We start from the raw sequence: 20914 nt of genomic DNA, 5'->3' as shown, positions 1-20914 counted from the left end.
GTAAACAAGAAAATGCTACTCCAGGCTTTAACTTTCTTCTAATCATAGCGAAGGTTGAAATAGTGCGGAAATAGCACAAATTAGTGAAGACGGTTCCTAATCACCCTTAAGCTGACGCATGCTATACTTCTTTTTGAAGATCTTATGTGATCTGTTATTAAGAAGGGGTTGGGAGTAAATGACTAGAGTATCAAGCAAGTTTATCTTTTTCTTCGGTTCGTTTGCCGGCATTTTATTTGGTTACGATATCGGTATTATTGCCGGTGCAGAAGGACACATCAAAAGCGACTTTAATTTAAGTTCCCTATGGATAGGGATCGTTGTTTCTTCTTTAATGGGTGGAGCGATTATCGGCTCTATTTTAAGCGGATTATTAGGGGATAAGTTCGGACGCAGGAAACTGATTTTAATTTCCTCGACGATTTTCTTTATCGGAGCCGTCGGTTCAGCAGTTGCCCCGGACGAAATCACCTTGACAATTGCGCGTATCTTCTTAGGAGTTGCAGTCGGTACAGCTTCTTCTTTGGTTCCTGCGTACATGTCCGAAATCGCACCGGCGAATATGCGTGGTAAGTTGTCCGGTTTAAACCAATTAATGATTGTAATTGGAATGTTGTTAAGTTATATTGTGGCATTCATTTTCGAACCAATACCAAACAGCTGGCGGTTAATGCTCGGTAGTGCCGCACTCTTTGCTATCATTTTATATTTGGGTATGCTCAAACTCCCGGAATCACCAAGGTACTTAATTAAAAACGGAATGAGCCAACAAGCACGCGAGGTACTAGCTTCTCTCCGCAGTTCAGATGACGAAATAAATGCAGAGATATCTGAAATTGAAAACGTTGCCGATCATGAAAAAACGGGGATATCTCAATTATTCCATAAGAAGTTTCGAATGGCGTTAATCATAGGGGTTGGCATGGCGACTTTTCAGCAAATCCAAGGCGCTAACTCAATCGTATATTATGCCACAAGTATTGCGCGTAACGTCGGTTTGTCATCGCAGTTAGCTGCCGGATTTACGGTGGTTGTAGGTGTAATCTTTGTGGTAACAACTCTTATCTTTTTGCAATTTGTCGATAAATTCAACCGCCGCACAATCCTTACGATCGGCAGCGCAGGTATGGCGCTTTCCTTCTTTACACCGGCTATTCTTGGCAAGTTCGGAGTCAATGACGGTATGCTCAACTGGATTACATTAATCGCCCTCTGCTGCTACATTCTGTGCTATGCATTTTCTTGGGCACCGCTTACCTGGATTATTGTCGGAGAAATTTTCCCGCTCTCAGTGCGCGGAATCGGAGGGGGAATCTCATCAGCCTTCAATTGGACTGGTTCACTAGTAATTGGACTTGTATTCCCTCTTCTTGCTGATAAGTTCAGTTTTGGGATTATTTTTTCAGCGTTTGGTGTCATTTGCATTCTGGGATTACTCTTTATACGGTTTATAGTTGTAGAAACGAAAGGCCGCACTTTGGAACAAATCGAAACAGAAATGGCAGCTCATTCTGAAAAAAAACAACTAAAACAAGTCACGAAAATGATTGAACGCTCTTTATAATGTAACAATGCGTGCCTGCAATGTCCGGAACCCCTAGGAGTACTATCCTGTCGCTGTATGATCCGCTCCGCCGACCCTGCTGCACAGTCGCCGCACCAGGAAACATCCAGTAGCTCCGAGAAAATCAAAACCACCCGTTCTACGGGTGGTTTTGATTACGAATATAAGATGATTTTTTCTCTTTTCATCAGCCACTTTTCGCAGCTTTCATGGGCGTTTTAGCAGCTTTGGTAATCCACCACATTCATCATTTATAGTGCTTCGCCGCCGTTACTTACCCGCACCGGCTATACCCGCAGTTACTGCAGGTCTTGCAGCCTTCGATGTTGACCAGCGAAGCGCTGCCGCAGGATGGGCAGAGGTCGCGGGAGGCGGTGGCGTGGCTGTGTGCGTCATGGCCGCCGTGGCTGTCGCCGGTGGACGCTGCGCCAGGGATGCTGGATTTCAGCTCGGCGCTCAGCGCCTCACCCAAATCCAGCTCCAGGGTGGCCGCGATTGGAGCGGCCACATGGTCGTCATGTGCATTGTTCTGCACATGGGTTTCGAGGGCCTTCGCCACTGCGTCGGCGATGGACTCGACGCGGTTCGCGCCGAAGCCGATGGCGCCGGAGCCGCCGATGCCCTTGAGATGCTTGATCAGCAGCTCAACCTTCTCGCCGTGATCGCCGTAGCGGAGGAACAGCGAGCAGACGCGGCCCAGCGCTTCCGCCATAGCGAAGACGTCGGAGCCGGCCTTGCCGACATTCAGGAAGATCTCGGCCGGAATGCCGTCAAGATCATTGATGGTGATATACGCCATGCCGAATGGTGTATTGATCTTATAGGTAGCGCCGCGCAACACCTGCGGGCGTTTTTTGTATTGTTTGTCTGCACTGCCTGCGGCAATGGCTTGCGGTGCAGGCGCTGCCGCGCTTGCTGTTACAGCAGGAGCAGCAGGCTCAGCAACCGGAGCTGCGGCTTCCGCTGCTGCAGCGTCTTTCTTGTCTTCCTTCTTCGACGTTTCGAGCACCTGTACATCGCGGCTGCCGTCACGGTAGATCGTTACGCCTTTGCAGCCCAGATCGAAGGCCATTTCGTACAGCTCTGCCGTCTCTTCGACGGTGAAGTCGGACGGGCAGTTCGCGGTCTTGGAAATTGAGCTGTCCACCCAGCGCTGGATCGCAGCCTGCACACGGATATGATCCTTGGCGGACAGGTCCATCGAGGTGACGAAATATTCGGGAAGTTCTTGACCCGGATGGGCCTCCAGCCATTCCTGGGCAATCGGCACGAACTGCTCATCGTAGCCGAGACGGCTCTGACGGAAGTATTTGAAGGCAAAATAAGGCTCGATGCCGGTCGATGTGCCGACCATTGTACCCGTGCTGCCTGTAGGCGCCTGGGTAATAACGGTAACATTGCGCATGCCGTGCTTGCGGATGGATTCGCCCACCTCAGGGTAGGTATCGGCGATATTTTTCATGAATCCGCTCAGCAGGTATTTCTCGGTGTCAAACGCCTGGAAGGAGCCTTTCTCCCCGGCAATTTCAGAGGAGGCCAGATACGCTTCGCGGGCCATGAAGCCGTATAGCTTGTCCAGGAACTCCAGTGATTCCGGGCTGCCATAACGGATGTTCAGCTTGATCATCAGCTCAGCCAGGCCCATTGTACCCAGACCTACGCGGCGCTCCTTGCGCTGATTGGCTTCATTTTCCGGGAAGTGGTAAGGCGTCTTGTCGATAACATTGTCCAGGAACCGCACAGAATAACGGGTGGTTGTGGCAAGATCGGCCCAATCCACATCATGATTCTTCGCATCGTAGAATTTGGAGAGGTTGATGGCGGACAGATTGCATACGCCCCAGCCCGGCAGACCCTGCTCACCGCATGGATTCGTGCAGATGATTGGATTGAAGTACCAGCTATTGGACATTTGATTGTAGTATTCCATGAACACTACGCCCGGTTCAGCCGATTTCCAGGCCGATTCAATGATCGTGTGCCAGACATCGCGGGCTTTGACTGTGCGGTACGGAATAACTGCGCGGCCAGCCGCCTTCCATTTATCCAGGTCTCCGTCCCATACTGTATCGTAATCAGGGTCCGTAGTATCCGGGAATACCAGCTCCCAGTCCAGATCCTCCTTAACAGCCTTCATAAAAGAATTGCTTACGCAAACCGACAGGTTGGCATTCGTTACCTGACCCATCGTCTGCTTCACGGTGATGAAATCGACGACATCAGGATGCCAGTCGTTAATCATCAGCATCAGCGCGCCACGGCGGCTTCCACCCTGCTCAATCAGTCCGGTTGTGTAGCTGAACAGTCCGCCCCAGGATACAGAACCGCTGGACGAGCCGTTGACGCCTCTGACGATGGCACGGCGCGGACGCAGCGAGGACAGGTTGATCCCGACACCGCCGCCGCGGGCCATGATCTCGGTCATTTCCGAGAGGGTCTGCATGATGCCGCCCCGGCTGTCTTTTGGCGAAGGCACAACATAGCAGTTGAACAGGGTCAGCTCTTCACTCGCCCCGGCGCCTGCGGCGATCCGTCCGCCCGGAACGAGCTTCCAGTCATCGAGAATCGAACGGAATTTGCTTGTCCATTCTTCCTGAAGCTCAGGTGTTTTCTCTACCGAAGCCATAGCGGAAGCGAGACGGTCCCACATTTCCTCCGGCGTCTTCTCTATGTTAAGCGTAAGCTTTTCTACATCCGATTCTACAAGCTCCCCGCTGCGTGTCTTCACCGTAACCGTACGTCCGCTGCGCGCAACGATCTCCCCTACTTCCTTGGTAGGAAACTTAGGATCGTCCTTCGTCAGCACAAGCACCACATCGCCAACCTTCGCATTGTTGCTGTCGGCATCCTTCCAGGCGTAGCGGTCCAAGAATATTTTCTCGCTCAATCCTTCAAGACGCTGTTTGCGTTCCTCTGTACTCAATAGAAAAACCTCCCGGTATTGTGATATGTAATTCCTTTTCAAGAAATACAGGCTGGCTGCCTTGTACGCTTGAAGTATTCAATGTCAATAAAAAACAACCGGAAAATGCCCGGTATAATCAAAGTTTTCAAGCATTTGTAACAATATATTGTGTCAGTCAGCTTTTCAACTATACCACATATTGTGTGGAAGGTCTTTTTCGAAAAATGCTGCATCTCGGCGAAATATCGGCAAAAGATGGCACATTTACTCCCTCTTGCTCGTTATTTTACAGCATGAGGCCGAAAATAGCAGGTTATGAATTCTCTCTTTTACGAGCATACTACTCCTACGTATTTCGATATGAAACAAGCGCCGGAGGAGACTGCTACATGACGCAATTATTCCGCAATTCCTTGCCGCAGGAAGGCATCCCTACTGCCCCGCTGCTGCCTGTTCCTCTGTCTTTTGAACGAAACTGGCTGCATGATTTAGAGTCAAGGCTGGACAAGGGCGGACCTTGGGGAGACTGGCGTTTATCCCGGCTGGCCGTTCAAGGCGAAACCTCGGCTCTGGTCACCAGCTTTGATGAGCTGCAGTGCATGAAGCATCTGTCCGGGTTATCCCCGCTCCCCCACCAGCTTGATACCGCCCGTAAGGTACTGTTTCAAATGTCAGGCCGCGCCATTCTTGCCGACGAGGTCGGACTTGGCAAAACCATCGAAGCCGGGCTGGTGCTCAAGGAATATCTGGTGCGCGGGCTTGTGACCAAGGTGCTGATTCTCGTTCCCGCCTCCCTTGTGCTGCAATGGGTGCGGGAGCTGAATACCAAATTCGGCATTTCCGCCGTTGCACAAAAAAAAGCGTATTCCTGGGACAACGACATTGTGGTCGCCTCCATGGATACCGCCAAACGTGATCCGCACAAGGAAACTCTGCTAAGCCAAGAGTATGACATGCTGATTATCGACGAGGCCCATAAGCTTAAGAACAAGAAATCGACCAACTACCAATTCGTTCAGCAGCTCCGCAAAAAATACTGCCTGCTGCTCACCGCTACTCCCGTGCAGAACGACCTTGGCGAGCTGTTCAATCTGATCACGCTGCTGAAGCCGGGCCAGCTCGGGAATCAGGGGGATTTTGCCGCCAATTTCGTGGTTGACAAACGCCAGCCGAAGAACGAGGTCCAGCTCCGGGATGAGCTATCCAAGGTTATGATCCGCAACCGGCGCGGCGAAGGTCCGGTCAGCTTCACGAAGCGCAAAGTGCGCAATATTCCGCTCACGCTCTCACCCGAGGAGAAAGTATTATATGACGGCGTTACCGCCTTTGTCAAAGACCAATATGAGGAAGCGGGCGGCAATCTCAGCAGCATGCTCTCCCTGGTTACGCTTCAGCGCGAGGTCTGCAGCAGCCGGGATGCCGTATTTGTGACCCTGGTCAATCTCATTAAGAAGCTTCCCGATGACTCTCCGAAGCGTGACAAGATGATGGGACTGCTGCAGAGCATCCGCACGGTCAAGACAAATACCAAAGCGGCGAAAACGATGGAGCTGATCCGTGAAATGAACGAAAAGGTGATCGTTTTTACCGAATACCGGGCCACTCAGGAATACCTGCTGCAGTATTTCCGTGAGCACGGATTGCAGTCCGTCACCTATTCCGGCGGGATGAACCGGGGGAAAAAGGACTGGATGATGGACCTTTTCCGGGGACGCGCCCAGGTGATGATTGCCACCGAAGCGGGCGGCGAGGGCATTAATCTGCAGTTCTGCCACCATATGATCAATTTCGATCTGCCCTGGAACCCGATGCGGGTCGAGCAGCGGATTGGCCGGGTGCACCGTCTGGGCCAGGAGAACGATGTGGTGATCTACAACCTCTCGACGGAAGGCACGATTGAAGAGCATATCCTCCACCTGCTGCATGAGAAGATCAACATGTTCGAGATGGTCATCGGCGGGCTGGATGTGATTCTGGAGCGTTTTGAGAAGAAGGAATCCCTGGAGAAAAGCCTGTACAAAATCATGCTCGAAGCCCGAAGTGACGAGGAGCTGCGCAGCGGGCTGGACCACATCGGCGAATCGCTCAGCGAGCTGACCCACAGCATTCAGCAGGAAGGCGGGGCTGTGCAATGAGCCTATCTGTGCAGGAGATACGCAAGCAGGTCATGGATTATCTGGAGGCGACGGAATGCTCAATCATCGAGGCGTCGCCGCTGCATGTGACGGTGAAGCTCTCGCCGGGCGCTGACCGGATGCTCACCGAACGGCCCTATTATTGGGGGTTCGTGGAGCGTACAGGCGTAGAGCCTGAGACGCTGTCGTTCACGTTCGTCTTCGAGCCGGAGAAGTACGACAGCCTGGCCGCCGGCGGTGTGCCTGGCGGCAGTGTGACTGGCGGCGCGCCGCCAGCAGGCGCGGCTTCGCCAGGGGGCGCGGCTGATCCGCAGGACAGCATCCTCGCCCGTTACTTCGGGAACGTTCCGGCGCTGCCGCGGATCGGTCCGGGCATGATCAGGCGCGAGGATGTCATTTACGGCAGCAAGCGGCTGCGGCAAATCTGGGCTGCGGCCCGGGAGGAGGGCAAATGCCTGCAGCTCTTCGAGGACCCGGGACGCAGGCAGCGGCTGACCTTGTTCTCGGCAGCCTACGAGCCGTGGCTCGGCGTCTGCTACAAGGTGGAGATGACCTGCGATCTGAAGCGTGAGGAGCTGCATTATATCGGTGTCTCACTCACCACCGGGCTGATTGTCCCTGACTTTGAAGCCAGGCTGGCCTCACGGGAGTTGACGCCCCGCCTGCCCGAGAATGTTCACATTCAGCCATCGGAGCTGACTGTTGCTGCCGGAGCAGAGAGGCTGGAGGGCTATCTGACCTCGAAGCTGGCGCTAATGGACTACACCTGGGCCGAGGAAGCCCGCGAACGGCTGGAGCTGGAGCTGGGGATTGTGGACATTTACTACGCGGAGCTGCTCAAGGAGCAGGATGAGGAGAAACGGCTGGCTATAGAGGAGCAGTACAACCGCCGCCGCAAAGAGACAACCTGGCAGTATGAGCCGCAGATTGCAGTTTCTGCCGTAACCTACGGCCTGTTCCATCTGCGGAGCACATAAGATGCGACCCTGCTCGCTAAAAGCAGGCAAAAAAACAGTGAATTTCCCGCACCGCGGCGGACAGCAAGCAACAGCCTTTTCAGGGCTTGTCCTCTACAATAAGCATCAGTACTATTATTAAGAAAGGTGAGCGATCACATGAAGATAAAAGCAAGGCAGAAGGACGTTTTCGGACGGCGTGTGCGGCTCGTCCTCTGTCTGTGTCTTGGACTGGTCGGATTCTCGGCTGTCTCAGCTTTCCCTCCGGCGCTGGCCGCTACCGGAAGCAAGGTTACGGTCACCCAGGCGGTATCCAAGGATCATTTGCCCCTTCTCACACTGAAGTCCGTTCCTTCACCTGAATCCCTGCAGGACTTTACCCGCCGCACCATCCGCAAGCTCTCGGCCGATGCTCCTTTTACAGCCTGGGCGGATGCCGGAACCGAATATTTCCCCTTGGGTCCGGGAACACATGGCTGGCTGGTTAATGTGGTAAACGGGGAACAGCGGATTGGGTATCTCGTCATCTCCGCTACGGAACAGGGCGGTTATATGCTCAGCGAATACGGGGCCGGAAGCTACGGTCTCCCTTACAGTCTGCAAGATCTGCGCCAGTTTCTGGTGCAGCAGGAACTTATCCCATCAGCTTATTCTGGAAAGCTTGAATTGACAGCGCTCTACGCACCGCTGCTGCCGCTATGGAAGTTAACAATGGACCAGACAACACTATATATCAACGCTTCAGTATTGCAGGTTATGCCGTGGAGCCCTAGCCAGGCGGAAGCGGTCCTTAAGCAAACGCTTGATGGAGCCTCATCCTTATCCAGCCTGGATACAGGCCGTTCACCTCTTCCGGCTTACCGGAGCGGAGGCCAGGATGATCCGTATGCAGACCTGTTGTGGCTCACAGCACCGTCACTGAAATCCTTGAGCGGAGACAGCATTGCAGCTTTGCTGGCTGCAAGCGGCAGTCTTGCCTTTCAAGCTGCCGGCCGCAATGACACCCTAGGTGCGCCTTTTATGGTAACGGGCTATCAGAGCTGGCAGTTAACCTCATCCGGCAGCAAGGACGAAAGCCGCCGCCCAGCTATCGTGTACGCCCTTTCCGGGCCGGAGGGCAGGCGTTATCTCCCTCTTGCGGCTCTGCTGGAGAATGGGACTTTCCACAAGCTGCCGTCTTCCGGCAGTTCAGCCCCCAGCACAAATGTAGCAAAGACAGACCGTTCCAATCGGCAATAGCTCACCACATATATGCATACATGCAAACAGCCTTCCTGGACTGCCGTGTTAACGGCTCCGGGAAGGCTGTTTGCTGTTTCGTGAAGCTATTTCTTGTTGCTGTGCGTCCGCTGACTGCGCCAGATGGACCAGCTAAGCGGGAGCATGCCGAACCATTTCTCTGCCCACGGCTGCTTCCGGGCCTTCCTGCGTTCCCGGCTGGCCCGCGGGTCCTCCATATAGACAACTACCTTCTCCGTAATATATTTTACCAGTTCATCCCCACCGGAAGCCATCCCTTGTCCCTCCTGTTCCCTCAAATAGAAATCCCCGCAGCTATCCTCTAAGTCTCCACGATTCTAGTGTGCTCCATTGCGCTTTGATCTAAACTATGGATTTGCAATTCGCATAGTATTGCCTGCTCCGGCACATTCTAACAAAGAATTCAATGAAGACAAGCTGCAAGACCATTCATGGACAAGGAGGCCGTTCACTTGAGAACCTTAATCCATTCAAGCAGAAACATCTGTGCCGTCCCTAAAAAGACGGCCGCAGGAGCTGACAGGCCGCTTCGCCGTTTATGGCTGCTCCTGTCTGCCTCCGGGCTGCTGCTGTCTCTGCTGACCGGCACCACTGCGGGTGCACAGACCTCTGCAGAGCCGTCACATCATAGCACAAAGCCGGATCGCCAGCGAATGCTTGGCCATGACCAGCGGATCATTCTTATAGATGCCGGACATGGGGGAATTGACGGCGGAACCTCGCATGGCTCCATTCTGGAGAAGGACATTACGCTTGCCATCTCCCGCCGCTTGTTCCTGCTGCTGCGCAGCGACGGCTTTGACGCCATCCTCAACCGGACCGGCGACTATGCGCCAAGCGACGATAACCGCTGGCTGCGGAGCTCCTCACGTCATATGCGCGACTTGGCCCAACGCAAAGAGCTGGCGGAAACGCTGCCTGCGAATGTAGTGGTCAGCATTCATGTGAATTGGGCCCGTTCACCGGCAAAACACGGACCGCTAGTCCTATACCGCCAGGAAGGGCGCAGCTACCTGCTTGCCCATTCGATTCAGGACCAGCTCAATCAGCTTTACGGTGTAAAGACTGATTCCATGCCGGGCAAGCCCTTTTATCTGCTCAACAAAATAACCGCCACAACAGTTATCGTTGAGGCGGGATTCATCAGCAGTCCGGCTGACCGGGAAAAGCTGTGCAGTCCGAAGGGCCAGGAGGAGATCGCAGAAGCCATTGCGGGCGGCATTGCTGCGTATCTTATGGAAGTGTGACATGGGAGCTCCATTTCCACTGGTTTTTAACCAAATCGGAGATTCCGACAAATTCGACGCTGTTCTTTAGTTCGGCAATGCCGCTGCGGATGCCTGCAGCGGTCTCTTTGCCGTGAATGCCGACATGGCCAATCGTTACACAGTATTTTTGATTCAGTGCTCTTTCCTTCACCAGCCGCATTTGCTTCACAACATGGCTTGCCGTATGAACATCATCCAGGAAAATGTGATTCTCGACCGGAGGCAATCCCATCTCCCGGGCCACTCTTCCGGCAATCGAGCGGTAATTGGTATGACTGTCCACAAAGAACAGCCCCCGCTCCTTGCAAACGGCCAGAATAATGCCCATCACCCGCTCGTCTCCGGTCACCTTGGAGCCCATATGATTGTTGATTCCGATGGCAAATGGAACATTGTCCAGCGCCGCCTCCACCCGCTGGCGGACCTCCGCATCGCTCATTCGGGTCAGGATTGCTCCGGGTCCCAGCCATTCCGGCTTACCCTGGCGCGGCTCCATCGGCAGATGCACCAGCACATCTAGCCCCCGCTCGTGGGCACGCCGCGCATCCTTCTCCGACGTAGGCAGGAATGGCATCACCGCAACGGTAAATTTGACCGGCAGTGCGAACATCTCCTCCGTGCCCCGCATGCCGTTGCCGAAGTCATCGACAATGAGTGCTACCCGGCTGCGGGAGGCAACGCTATCCTCCGGCTGCTCGCGCGTGCCACTGCCCGGAGCCGGCTCTGCTTGCAGCGTCGTCCCGCTGCCATAGGAGCCTTGCGCAGCAATATCTGCGCCAAGTGCGGGCGGCGTTGATAAGCCGAGCGTGGTCATGATGGCGACCACGGCTGCAACAAGTATATTTCTCTTAATAATCTTCAAAGGGAACGCCTCCTTCGTGTTGGTAAGCCATTGTTCTCATTGTTTGGAACACGAAGGATAAATATGTACGGCAGCGACTACGCAATAATTAACAATCGTCAGGCCCCCTGCCGCCCCCGCTTATCTGCGGCAAGTATCGCTTCCAGTACCTGCTGCGGCGAGACAGTAAATGGCATGCACGACATCGGCCCCTCCTCCGCACAGCTTGCCGAAGCAACCTCCGCGAGTTTCTCCTGCGGAATGCCGGACAGGCCCATTTCACTTAAGGTTACCGGCAGTCCTGCCATCCGGCAAAAGTCAACAACCGTATCAATCTCCGCCGCCGGGGCTTGCTCCAGCATGAGCTGCGCCAGCGTGGCGAAAGCGACCTTCTCGCCGTGCAGCACATGGCGGCATTCCTCCAGCAGCGTCAGTCCGTTATGAATCGCATGAGCCGCTGCCAGCCCTCCGCTCTCAAAACCGATGCCGCTGAGATAAATATTGGCTTCGACAATCCGCCCGACAGCATCCGAACCCCGGCCTTCCCGGCAATCCCGCAGCGCCTCTGCGCCGTACTCAAGCAGCGTGTCATGACAAGCCTTGGCAAGGGCGAAGGCGGCGATGGAGCCGCTGCCCCCGGCCTGGGTAAGCGCGCCGGAGCGGCGGCAGGCTCTGGCTTCATAATACGTGGACAAGGCGTCGCCCATCCCGGCAGCCAGCAGTCTTGGCGGAGCCTTGGCAATAATATCGACGTCCGCAATCACGACATCCGGGCTGCGCCGCAAGGGAAGGTACCGGTCTAATCTGCCGTCCTCCGTATACAGCACAGATAAGGCGCTGCATGGCGCATCCGTGGAAGCAACGGTAGGAACGAGAACGACCGGCAGGTCCGCGAAGTGGCTGACGGCTTTGGCCGTATCCAGTGTTTTGCCGCCGCCGATCCCCACAATTACGCCTATGCTGCCCGCTTCGACATCAGCCACAATTTTGCGCACCTGCTCAAGGGAGCATTCTCCTCTGAATTCATGCTGCACAAGCCGGGCGGAATATCGCTCACAGCTCTGCGTAATCTCCTCTCCGTAGAGGGATAAAATAAACGGATCTATAAGGGCATAAGCCCCCTGCGCCCCCATTTGTGAACAATATAATCCAAGCCTCTTAATCTCGCCGCCGCCCTGGATATATTTTGACGGTGAGCTGATGATTTGCGTCATAGGTAATTCCTCCTTTTTTACCTTTGCTGCGGTTCACGCTTCCACACTTCCACACGTCCAAAAGCGCGCAGCAGCAGCAGCTTCTCAATGATAATTTCGGTCTTCCACCAGTTCTCGCTTATGGCGAACTCCCGCTCATAGGCTTCCCAGCTCCAGGTCAAATTCCAGATTCCCTCCGGGTTCCTTCCCGCCAGAAGATAATCCAGCTCTTGGTGGAGTAAATCAGCGTTATCCTCATAACCCGGGCTTTCCGGTGATTTGATAAAAAACGAAGGTCTGCAGCTATATCCGCTCCAATTCCCGGCTTCCCGGTGTATCAGCACTGTAATCTGGCTTGTAGCAGCTTCTCGCAGCTCCACATAAGGAATTGTCTCCCGCAGGCCTGTCTCCGCAATACAATCCAAGAGTGTAATGAAACACTTTAGCGGATGCATTTCAATATTTGAATTTGCCAGAAATAGCTCACTTAATTCCCTGGCTATACTCATTCCGCGCTCATAGAGTCTACTGCTGCTGTCAGCAAATTTCAGAATGAATCCGGCCAGAATCGCCGTTGGATTGAAGATGCTGCGGGCAGAGCTGTTCGAGCTTGTATGCCACCAGGGAGCATGGGGATATCCGTTGCTTGATTCCACAACATTTTTCCACGAGCCGCCTTCCATATCCGCTCCACTATCCAAGTATTTCAGAATCCCCTGAACCACTGGGTGAGCTCCATCCTCAAAGTGAACCTCCAGCAGCTTCTCAACGGCATTGGCTGTCTGAACCGGCGAAGAATAAGGGTTCCACGAATCGGCCTCCAGCGCATGTGCGAATCCCCCATCCTCATTCTGATACACCGCTAACGCTTCCAGCACAGCAGAGACCGGCCCTGCTTCGAAATGAAATTTCCATCTGGCCAGATCAACCGGGCGGGCATTGCGATAAACCCAGTTTCTTATAGCTTTGAAATCCTGCTCCGATACATTCATTAACATTCTCCTCGTGTATGGAATGGTTAATATTCTTTATAACTTTTATTAAAAAGGACTCTCCCCTGGATTGCTGTGATTGATTTAACCTGCTGCTTAACATAAGCTATTGAGTAACGGGGTTATAGAATAGCAGAGGAGGGACTTATGAGGAATTCGGCCTTCAGGAAAACGTATGACTTCTCGAAGCAATTGTTCCTGAAAATCAAGCTCGATGATGTACAAGGAATCGGTGCGCAGCTAACCTACTATTTAATCCTTTCCCTGTTCCCTTTTCTGATCTTTATTATGACGCTGATCGGGTATGCCAATATTTCGCTGGAGGATAAGATTCGTGATCTGGAGCAAATCATGCCGGCGGAAGCCATTTCCATTATTGAAGAAATTCTAAAAGACGTTTCCGAGGGCCGGAGTCAGGCCTTGCTGTCCTTCGGGATGCTGGCTACACTTTGGGCCGCTTCCAAAGGAATCAATGCGATTATCAAAGGCCTTAACCGTGCCTATGATATTGAGGAGAGCAGGGCGTTCTGGAAGGTGCGGGGCATAGCTTTCCTGGCTACGCTGATCATCGGTTTTGTCGTGCTGCTCAGCATTCTGCTGCTCGTCCTTGGCACCTGGCTGAAGACGAAAGTGTTTCTGCTGGCCGATCTTCCCTACGGGCTCCAGAAAATATGGAACCTGCTGCAGTATGCCGTCCCTCTGCTTGTCCTGTTTGTTGTCTTTACCCTGCTGTACTGGATTGCTCCGAGCCGCAGACTGACGCTAAAAGAGGTCATGCCCGGCGCGATGTTTGCAACCATCGGCTGGATCACAACCTCCGTTCTCTTCTCCCTGTACGTTAATCAGTTCAGCGATTTCACCAAAACCTACGGCAGCCTCGGCGGCGTCATGGTTCTGCTGATCTGGCTGTACATCAGCTCCATCATCATCCTGGCAGGCGGCGAGATCAATGCCATCCTGATGAAGCGCTCAGGGAAGCGGCCGTAATTCTCACTTAGCCTCCGTGTCCGGCAAATATGCACCTTCCTCCCTCAAGCGTCTGCGCAGCGCGGGGATATCCACGGCATGCACATCATGATCCGGGAGCACGGCGGCCATGGCTCCGGCTATTCCGGCAGCCTCGCCCATCGCCAGACAGACCGGCATGACTCTGACGCTGCCCTGCACCTCGCGCACGCAGGAAATGGAGCGCCCGGCAACCAGCACATTTTTCAGCGTACGGGGAGTCAGACAGCGGTAAGGAATGCCATGCGATTCGCCCGGACCGTAACGCTTAATCACCTCAGGCTTCCCGCCAGCCTGCTTCTCTTCCTTCTCCGTCCCGTGGATATCAATAAAATAGCTGTTGCGGCAGATTTCATCTTCGAAGCTGCGGCGGCTGACATAATCATCAACGCTAAGCACATAATCCCCTATAATTCTCCTCGTCTCCCTGACCCCCATCAATGACCCGGTATTGGCAACATATGAGTTGCCGTAGGCGGCGGGCAGAAATTCCGCAAGCGCATCCCTATAGGCTGCGGCCAGCTTGCGGCCCTGCATCAGAGCCTCAGATATGGATAACACCTCTGTATTGTCCACGTCCCATAAATGTCCGGCATTGAACCCTACTGTTCTGGGGGCAACGATATTGTTGCAAATATGCGAGTCCGGGATCAGAGGATAGCGGCCAGAGGCGAGGATATCATAGATCGGACTGGTTTTATTGTTGTTATGCAGCATCGGTCCATGATGATACGCATACTCATCCACATTCCCCAAGGTGAAGCAGTGGGTGGCAGGCATCAGCTCGCCGGTGGCAGCGTCCCCTTTGAGGTATTCCGCGCCCGCCCATGCGGCAACATCAGCATCCCCCGTACAATCAATATATACCTTGGCCTGCAGAGCCTGGAGACCGCTTTTACTGGCTGTGATGAGTGCCGTTACATTACCCGATTCATCCGTATCTACAGCTCCAAGCTGCGTCATGAACAGAACCGTAACCCCTGCCTCCTGAACCAGCTCATCGTAGACGACCTTCAGCTTTTCCGGTTCAATGGGCACCCAGTCCATCGCTTCCTTGCTGACATGCGGCATCTGCGCCTTCAAGGCCTCAAATACCTTCACCGCCAGCCCTCTGTAGATGATGGTCTGCATATCGGAAAAAGGACACCACGCCGGAACAAGCCCCGACGTCCCCATTCCGCCCAGACTGCCCGTTGCTTCAATGAGCAGTGTTCTTGCGCCTTCCCGCGCCGCTGCAGCGGCGGCGGTACATCCGGCCGGTCCTCCCCCGACAACAATGACATCCCACGAAGCCTGAAGCGGAATTTCCCTGCTCATCCTGTAGCTGCCCATGCGCTTCCCTCCCCTAGACTATTTCTTCACCGAAGCATACCACTCGTTGATCTCCTTGGCACTGGCTTCTCCTCCGGCGGCATTAAATTTCTCGGTGAACGCTGCCACAGCATCCGTAGATTCCTCGCCCACAATAACCTTCACGGCAAAATCATTGATCATCTGATTCAGCGAAGCGTTGTTCTTGGCGTACTCCGGCAAGGACGGGGCCATGGCCAGCGGATCGGAAATTCGGTCTTCCGCAGGAATTTCTTTGTTCAGGAAGGTGAAGCCTGCGAACAAACGCGGGTCCTTCTGGACACGAGCCTGCCAGTAGACCGGATACATTTTCTCGTCGATCCCGGTCAAATAGTTGCTGGCCAGCCCGCGTTCATCCGTAAAGAGCGGCAGAATCGGGCTGTACACGCCGTCTTTGTATGTGAAGTGTTTGCCTTCCTCTCCAATAGCGATCAGCTTGAAGGTATCTTTATCCAGCTTGGCATTGATCCACTTGATTGCATCCTCCGGGTGCTTCGAGGATTTGGGAATAAAGGTCAGCCGGTCGAATCCGCCGCTCATCCCGATGCCCGCCTGCCCGTCTTTGCCCTTCAGGGCCGGAACATAGGCATATTTGGCATCAGGGAAGTTTTTGGTCAGGGCATCGGCAATGCCCGGGATGTCATACCATGCCAGCGGGATCACGCCGACCCGTCCGCTGGTGAACTTCTCCTTCAGTGTGGCGTCCTTGTTCACAGCAAATTCCTTATCCAGCAGTCCTTGCTTATACAGGCCAGCCATATAGCTGAGGTATTCCTTGAACCCCGGATGCAGCGGCGTCGCCACCAGCTTGCCATCCATCACATTCCAGCCCGTACCGATGCCGAAAGCGCCGGTTACATTCACCATCGTGGCGAGTGCGCCGTCAATCGACAGGGGGGCGCCTTTATCGCCGTTGCCGCCCGGGTCTTTTTCCTTAAAGGCCTTCAGGACTGCCGTCAATTCATCCAGTGTTGCGGGCATCTTAAGGCCAAGCTTATCCAGCCAATCCGTGCGGATCATCAGACTGCTGCCGGCAAACTCCCCCGCCCGGTTCGGAATGGCGTAAATTTTGCCATCCACCTTCATGGCCTCGAAGGATTCGGGGGAGATGGAGGCTTTGATATTCTCGCCATACTTGTCAATTAGCGGTGTCAGATCGACGAGTGCACCCATTTTGGCATAGTCGGTATAGACTGCCTTCTCCCCCGTGATGGTAATGACATCGTAAGGCTCGGCGGAGGAGATCAGCAAATTCAGCTTATCCATGGCCTTGTCGGCAGGCAGCATCTCGTATTTAACCTTGTAGCCGGTTTGCTCCTCCACCACCTTTGCCAGTGTGTACGTATTGTAGTCATCCTTCGACCATAAATTAAGCGTTTTCAGCTCCGGCTTGGAACCGCTCTCTGTTTGTGCACCAGCCGTTTGCTCTGCTGAATTTTCTGCTGCCCCCTCCTTGTTCGTATTGCCGGATGAACTGCAGCCAGCTATCGATGTCACAAGCCCTGCACACAGAAAAAGCGTCAGCCATTTTCTATTTATCATATGAAATAAACCTCCCTATAAGTTCTGAAATCTGCAGGTCAGCCCTTCACCGAGCCAATGAGCACCCCTTTGATGAAATACTTCTGCATAAACGGATATACGAGCAGAATCGGTACCGTGGACGCGACGACCGTAGCTGCGCGGATGCCTTCAGGCGGCATGTTCATCAGATCATCTACGCTTTTGTTCGTGAGATTCGCAGCATTTGCGTCCATTACCACATCCTGCAGATAGAGCTGGAGCGTCTTGAGCGCGGTGTCGTTAATGTAAATCATCGGGCCAAAATAATCATTCCAATAACCCACGGCATAGAACAGCGCAATAGTTGCGATCACCGGCATACTGAGGGGCAGGATAATCCGGAACAAAATAGTGTAGGTCCTCGCTCCGTCAATCCGTGCCGATTCCTCCAGCGCTTCGGGCAGACTCTCGTAATAGCTTTTGATAACCAGCATGTTAAAAACACTGATCATCCCCGGCAGAATCAGCACCCAGAGATTGTTGATCAGATGCAGCTGGCGCATCAGCAGATAATTGGGAATCAAGCCGCCATTAAACAGCATTGTAAAAATAAACAGCACCATAAAGAACGAAATGCCGGGCAGATTCCGTTTGGATAACGGATATGCCGTAAGCGCTGTCATTAGAATGGAAATAATAGTTCCGATGACAGTAACACCAACGGAAATGCAGAAAGCCCGGATGAACATAGAGGAGGAAATCACCTGCGTCAGGGTATCGAGCTGGAAACCTACGGGCAGGATGCCCACTTTGCCGGAAGTAATCGCCCACTCCTCGCTCACGGATTTAGAGAAGACACTGGCCAGCGGCAGCAGCATAATCAGTCCCAAGGCAATCAGGAAAAGATACACACCGGTATCCAGCAGCAGATCGCCTTTGGTCCGTTTTGTCATTGTTGTCCTGCTCCTTTCTTCCTCACCAGATTCCGCGCTTCAGCAGCTTACGGCTGATATAGTTGCCGGAGATAATGAGAATAAAGCCTACGACTGAGTTGAACAGTCCGACCGCTGTACTGAAGCTGTAGTCCATTTTGCCAAGACCGATCCGGTACACAAAGGTCCCGATGACATCAGCCGTCTGGTAGACCACGGGATTGTACATTGTGAGAATCTGCTCAGTCCCGGCATCCAGCACCGAGCCCAGGCGGAGAATGAACATCAGTACCACAGTAGGCAGAATACCCGGGAGCGAAATATGCAGCATTCTGCGGATTCTTCCCGCCCCATCAATGGCAGCGGCTTCATATTGCTCCTGGTCAATTCCGGCTATGGCTGCGATGAAGACAATGGCATTCCAGCCTACCTCCTTCCAGCCGGCAGTGAAGACCACCAGACTGCGGAAATACTCATTGCTGACAAAAAAGCTGACCGGCTCTCCGCCGAACCACTGGATAATGTTATTGACGAGCCCCCCTGAGGTGGAGAGAATCGTCACGAACAGTCCGGAAATAATGACCCAGGACAGGAAGTGCGGAAGATAGATAATTGTCTGGATCGTTCGTTTGAACAACATGAGACGGACCTCGTTCAGCAACAGTGCAATGAAGATAGGTACGGGAAAAAGCAATACGATCTTATACACGCTGATCAGCAGCGTATTGATAAATACCTGCCCGAACTCCTCGGACTGTATAAGCTTATGAAACTGCTCCAGCCCCACCCACTCGCTGCCTCTGATGCCGTCAAAAATATTGAAATCCTGAAATGCAATCAGCACGCCGTACATAGGCGTATATTTGAAGAGCAGCAGAAACAATAGTCCAGGGATCAGCAAAAGATAATAATCCCTGTTCCTCCATGCCAGCCTCCACTTGCTTGCGGACCTGATTCTGGTTGCAGCTATCTTGCTCTTCCGCTTCAAATCCGTGGCACCTGCGCCCAAGTTCACTCACCCCCAACAGTTTGTGAGTTGATTATACTGATGAACCGGGAGTGGCTTGTAGAGGGTAATCTGATTATTTCTGGTCTCTGGCGACTGTAAACGAAAGCAGCGGGTCAATCCGCCAAAACTGCTTTTATTCTGACTCTTACAGTGGTGCCTTTGCCCAGCTCCGTCTCAATGGACAGGCCATAGCGGTTCCCTGCGAAATAGCGGATTCTTTCGTTGACGTTATAGATTCCAAACGAGCCGTCCATACCGTCCGTATTCAGCACTGCGGAGGGCTCCAGCAGCAGACGATGGGCTTGCTCCCGGTCCATGCCGATACCGTCATCCGCAACGCTAAGCACGATATCCCCTTTTTCCAGGCACGCTGAGATCTCGATGGTTCCCTGCTTGCGTTTGGTCTTACGGATGCCGTGCAGCAGCGCATTCTCCACCAGGGGCTGCAGCGTCAGCTTGGGGATGATATATAGCTCAAGCCCAGGCTCTGCGCGGATGGTAAAAGTAAAGGTGGACGGGAAACGGTTCTGCTGAATCTCCAGGAACACCCGGGCCAACTCCAATTCATCGGCAATGCTGACATTGTCACGGCCTTTATTTAGGCTGAGACGGAAATACTGGGCAAGCGACTCAATCATCTCGCTGGTGTCCTCCGCGTCATGGGAAATGGCGGACCAATTGATCATATCCAGGGCATTGTACAGGAAGTGAGGATTGATCTGGGCCTGCAGGGTCCTTAGCTGGGCCTCCCGCTCCTGCATCTTTGCCTTATACGATTCTTCCATCAGATTATTGACCTTATGGATCAGATGGTCAACGCTGCGTTCCAGCAGCCGGAAGTCCCCGTCCGGCATGGAGCGGCGGTCCTCCAGCCACCCGATGCCCTCCTTGCGGATCATCCGTAGAATCATCTGTACTCTGCGCTGCATACCCTGGATCATGAACATCAGCAGCACAAACACGAGCACAAGGAACATGACTGTAATTCCCGCCAGAGTAGCAATGCTGGTGAACTGGCCGAGCGCCGTGGCCCGGTGGGAGATCTCCGCTTCGGATACCTGCGCCACCAGCTTCCAGCCCGTGGTTCCGACGGTTGTATAGACCACATTCACCTCGTCATGGCCTATAGTTCTTTTCAGAATCCCTTCTTCAGATCGCCTGATCGTACCCAGCAGATCTTCCGGGAGGGCAGTCAATTCTTGCTCAGGGCTTCCCCCGGCGTTCTTCGCCTGCTTCTGGTCCATCGGCTCTGCGCTGTAAATAAGCACACCGTTTCTATCCAGCAGATAAGGTTCATATCTGTCCGAGAACTGCAGCTTTGACAGAACCTCTCCAACTAATGATTCAGACACATCCATAACCATAATACCGACGATTTCCTCATATTCCCGGGGGTTGCGAAGCAGCCGTGCTACAGAAAAAATCTCTTTTTCCCCGATATCGTTATAGATTTCCGGATAGACTCCGGTCCAGACCATACCTCCACCAGCCTCCGTCACAGCCTCGTACCAAGGGTATTTCTCCATATCTGCCAGCGGATATAGATTGACCCGGTCGCCGCCGTACATCCGGGAAGAATCGACAAAAAACCGCAGCCGGAAAATATCCTCATTCTCCTGGGCGGTTTCGGCCAAATTGCGCAGCTCCTTAATTTGATTGAGCTGATCCGTTATTTTTTTCTTTTGCAGCAGATTGTCGTATAGGATTTGGTTCATGAAGACAGAGTTGCTGCTGTCACGGATATGGTTAAGCTTATAGGTCAGATTCATTCCCGCCTGCTTAAGCGTAAGCTGCATCGTGCGGGTAACTTCCTTCTCCAGAGTGTCACTTGTGCGCTCATAAAAGGAGGCCAGCATAATCGACACCGGTAGCAAAATAAGCAGTGTATAGGCAAGCAGCCAGTTTCTTGCGGCCAGGATGCCCTGTCCCAATCCGGTAAGATAAATCCAGGCATTTTTCATTGTGCGGACACCTCGTTTCCCTCACCTTTATTCCGCAGCC

Annotated in this window: 16 protein-coding genes; 6 read left to right on the top strand and 10 right to left on the bottom strand. The window is 53.4% G+C overall.

The genetic code is table 11. From position 1 onward, the window contains the following. The first annotated feature begins 178 nt into the window (after positions 1-178). Positions 179-1564: a sugar porter family MFS transporter gene (locus tag AC0LWN_RS06900; protein ID WP_474663827.1), complete on the top strand. Its 1386-nt coding sequence runs from the start codon at positions 179-181 to the stop codon at positions 1562-1564. Between the two features lie 274 nt (positions 1565-1838). Here the strand turns inward: AC0LWN_RS06900 and AC0LWN_RS06895 are convergent, their stop codons facing one another. Then, positions 1839-4487, bottom strand: coding sequence for an adenosylcobalamin-dependent ribonucleoside-diphosphate reductase (locus AC0LWN_RS06895; RefSeq protein ID WP_474663826.1), 2649 nt, complete (start codon positions 4485-4487; stop codon positions 1839-1841). A gap of 371 nt (positions 4488-4858) precedes the next feature. Here AC0LWN_RS06895 and AC0LWN_RS06890 point away from each other — a divergent pair, with 371 nt between their 5' ends. The 3 genes from AC0LWN_RS06890 (at position 4859) to AC0LWN_RS06880 (ending at position 8799) form a co-directional block, all read left to right on the top strand. After that, complete coding sequence (locus AC0LWN_RS06890; RefSeq protein WP_474663825.1) at positions 4859-6604, top strand: DEAD/DEAH box helicase; 1746 nt, start codon at positions 4859-4861, stop codon at positions 6602-6604. Next, entirely contained in the window at positions 6601-7581 is a 981-nt protein-coding gene (locus AC0LWN_RS06885; protein WP_474663824.1) for a YqhG family protein, read from the top strand. The genes AC0LWN_RS06890 and AC0LWN_RS06885 overlap by 4 nt, the downstream gene beginning before the upstream one ends. Before the next feature lie 138 nt (positions 7582-7719). Beyond that, complete coding sequence (locus AC0LWN_RS06880; protein WP_474663823.1) at positions 7720-8799, top strand: hypothetical protein; 1080 nt, start codon at positions 7720-7722, stop codon at positions 8797-8799. A gap of 86 nt (positions 8800-8885) precedes the next feature. On the opposite strand, the gene AC0LWN_RS06875 is transcribed toward AC0LWN_RS06880, so the two are convergent. Then, complete coding sequence (locus AC0LWN_RS06875; protein ID WP_458963226.1) at positions 8886-9074, bottom strand: YqzE family protein; 189 nt, start codon at positions 9072-9074, stop codon at positions 8886-8888. A gap of 288 nt (positions 9075-9362) precedes the next feature. On the opposite strand from AC0LWN_RS06875, the gene AC0LWN_RS06870 reads away from it, so the two are divergent. Beyond that, positions 9363-10067 carry an N-acetylmuramoyl-L-alanine amidase gene (locus tag AC0LWN_RS06870; protein WP_458963432.1) on the top strand — a complete coding sequence of 235 codons (705 nt, stop codon included), beginning with the start codon at positions 9363-9365 and terminating at the stop codon, positions 10065-10067. Here the strand turns inward: AC0LWN_RS06870 and AC0LWN_RS06865 are convergent. From AC0LWN_RS06865 to AC0LWN_RS06855, 3 genes are all read right to left on the bottom strand, one after another. After that, positions 10054-10950 (bottom strand): divergent polysaccharide deacetylase family protein, encoded by an 897-nt coding sequence (locus tag AC0LWN_RS06865; RefSeq protein WP_474663822.1) that lies wholly within the window; start codon positions 10948-10950, stop codon positions 10054-10056. The two genes, AC0LWN_RS06870 and AC0LWN_RS06865, sit on opposite strands and share 14 nt — an antisense overlap. A gap of 98 nt (positions 10951-11048) precedes the next feature. Further along, positions 11049-12143 (bottom strand): glycerol dehydrogenase, encoded by a 1095-nt coding sequence (locus AC0LWN_RS06860; RefSeq protein ID WP_474663821.1) that lies wholly within the window; start codon positions 12141-12143, stop codon positions 11049-11051. A gap of 17 nt (positions 12144-12160) precedes the next feature. Then, on the bottom strand, positions 12161-13114 hold the full coding sequence (locus AC0LWN_RS06855) for a hypothetical protein (protein WP_474663820.1): 954 nt from the start codon (positions 13112-13114) through the stop codon (positions 12161-12163). 147 nt (positions 13115-13261) lie between these two features. Here AC0LWN_RS06855 and AC0LWN_RS06850 point away from each other — a divergent pair, with 147 nt between their 5' ends. Further along, entirely contained in the window at positions 13262-14101 is an 840-nt protein-coding gene (locus tag AC0LWN_RS06850) for a YihY/virulence factor BrkB family protein (RefSeq protein WP_474663819.1), read from the top strand. A 3-nt stretch (positions 14102-14104) separates the two neighbouring features. Here AC0LWN_RS06850 and AC0LWN_RS06845 read toward each other — a convergent pair whose 3' ends face one another. The 5 genes from AC0LWN_RS06845 to AC0LWN_RS06825 form a co-directional block, all read right to left on the bottom strand. After that, positions 14105-15451: an FAD-dependent oxidoreductase gene (locus AC0LWN_RS06845; RefSeq protein ID WP_474663818.1), complete on the bottom strand. Its 1347-nt coding sequence runs from the start codon at positions 15449-15451 to the stop codon at positions 14105-14107. A gap of 18 nt (positions 15452-15469) precedes the next feature. Next, positions 15470-17011, bottom strand: coding sequence for an extracellular solute-binding protein (locus AC0LWN_RS06840; RefSeq protein WP_474663817.1), 1542 nt, complete (start codon positions 17009-17011; stop codon positions 15470-15472). A gap of 38 nt (positions 17012-17049) precedes the next feature. After that, positions 17050-17925 (bottom strand): carbohydrate ABC transporter permease, encoded by an 876-nt coding sequence (locus tag AC0LWN_RS06835; protein ID WP_474663816.1) that lies wholly within the window; start codon positions 17923-17925, stop codon positions 17050-17052. 22 nt (positions 17926-17947) lie between these two features. After that, a complete protein-coding gene (locus AC0LWN_RS06830; RefSeq protein WP_474664155.1) occupies positions 17948-18859 on the bottom strand; it encodes an ABC transporter permease in 912 nt (303 codons plus the stop codon). A gap of 167 nt (positions 18860-19026) precedes the next feature. Continuing rightward, on the bottom strand, positions 19027-20874 hold the full coding sequence (locus AC0LWN_RS06825) for a cache domain-containing sensor histidine kinase (RefSeq protein WP_474663815.1): 1848 nt from the start codon (positions 20872-20874) through the stop codon (positions 19027-19029). Positions 20875-20914: the final 40 nt, after the last annotated feature.

The organism is Paenibacillus sp. sgz302115 (genome assembly GCF_056120445.1).
Note: the sequence above shows the minus strand (reverse complement) of the source record. Positions and strands in the feature narration are given on the sequence as shown.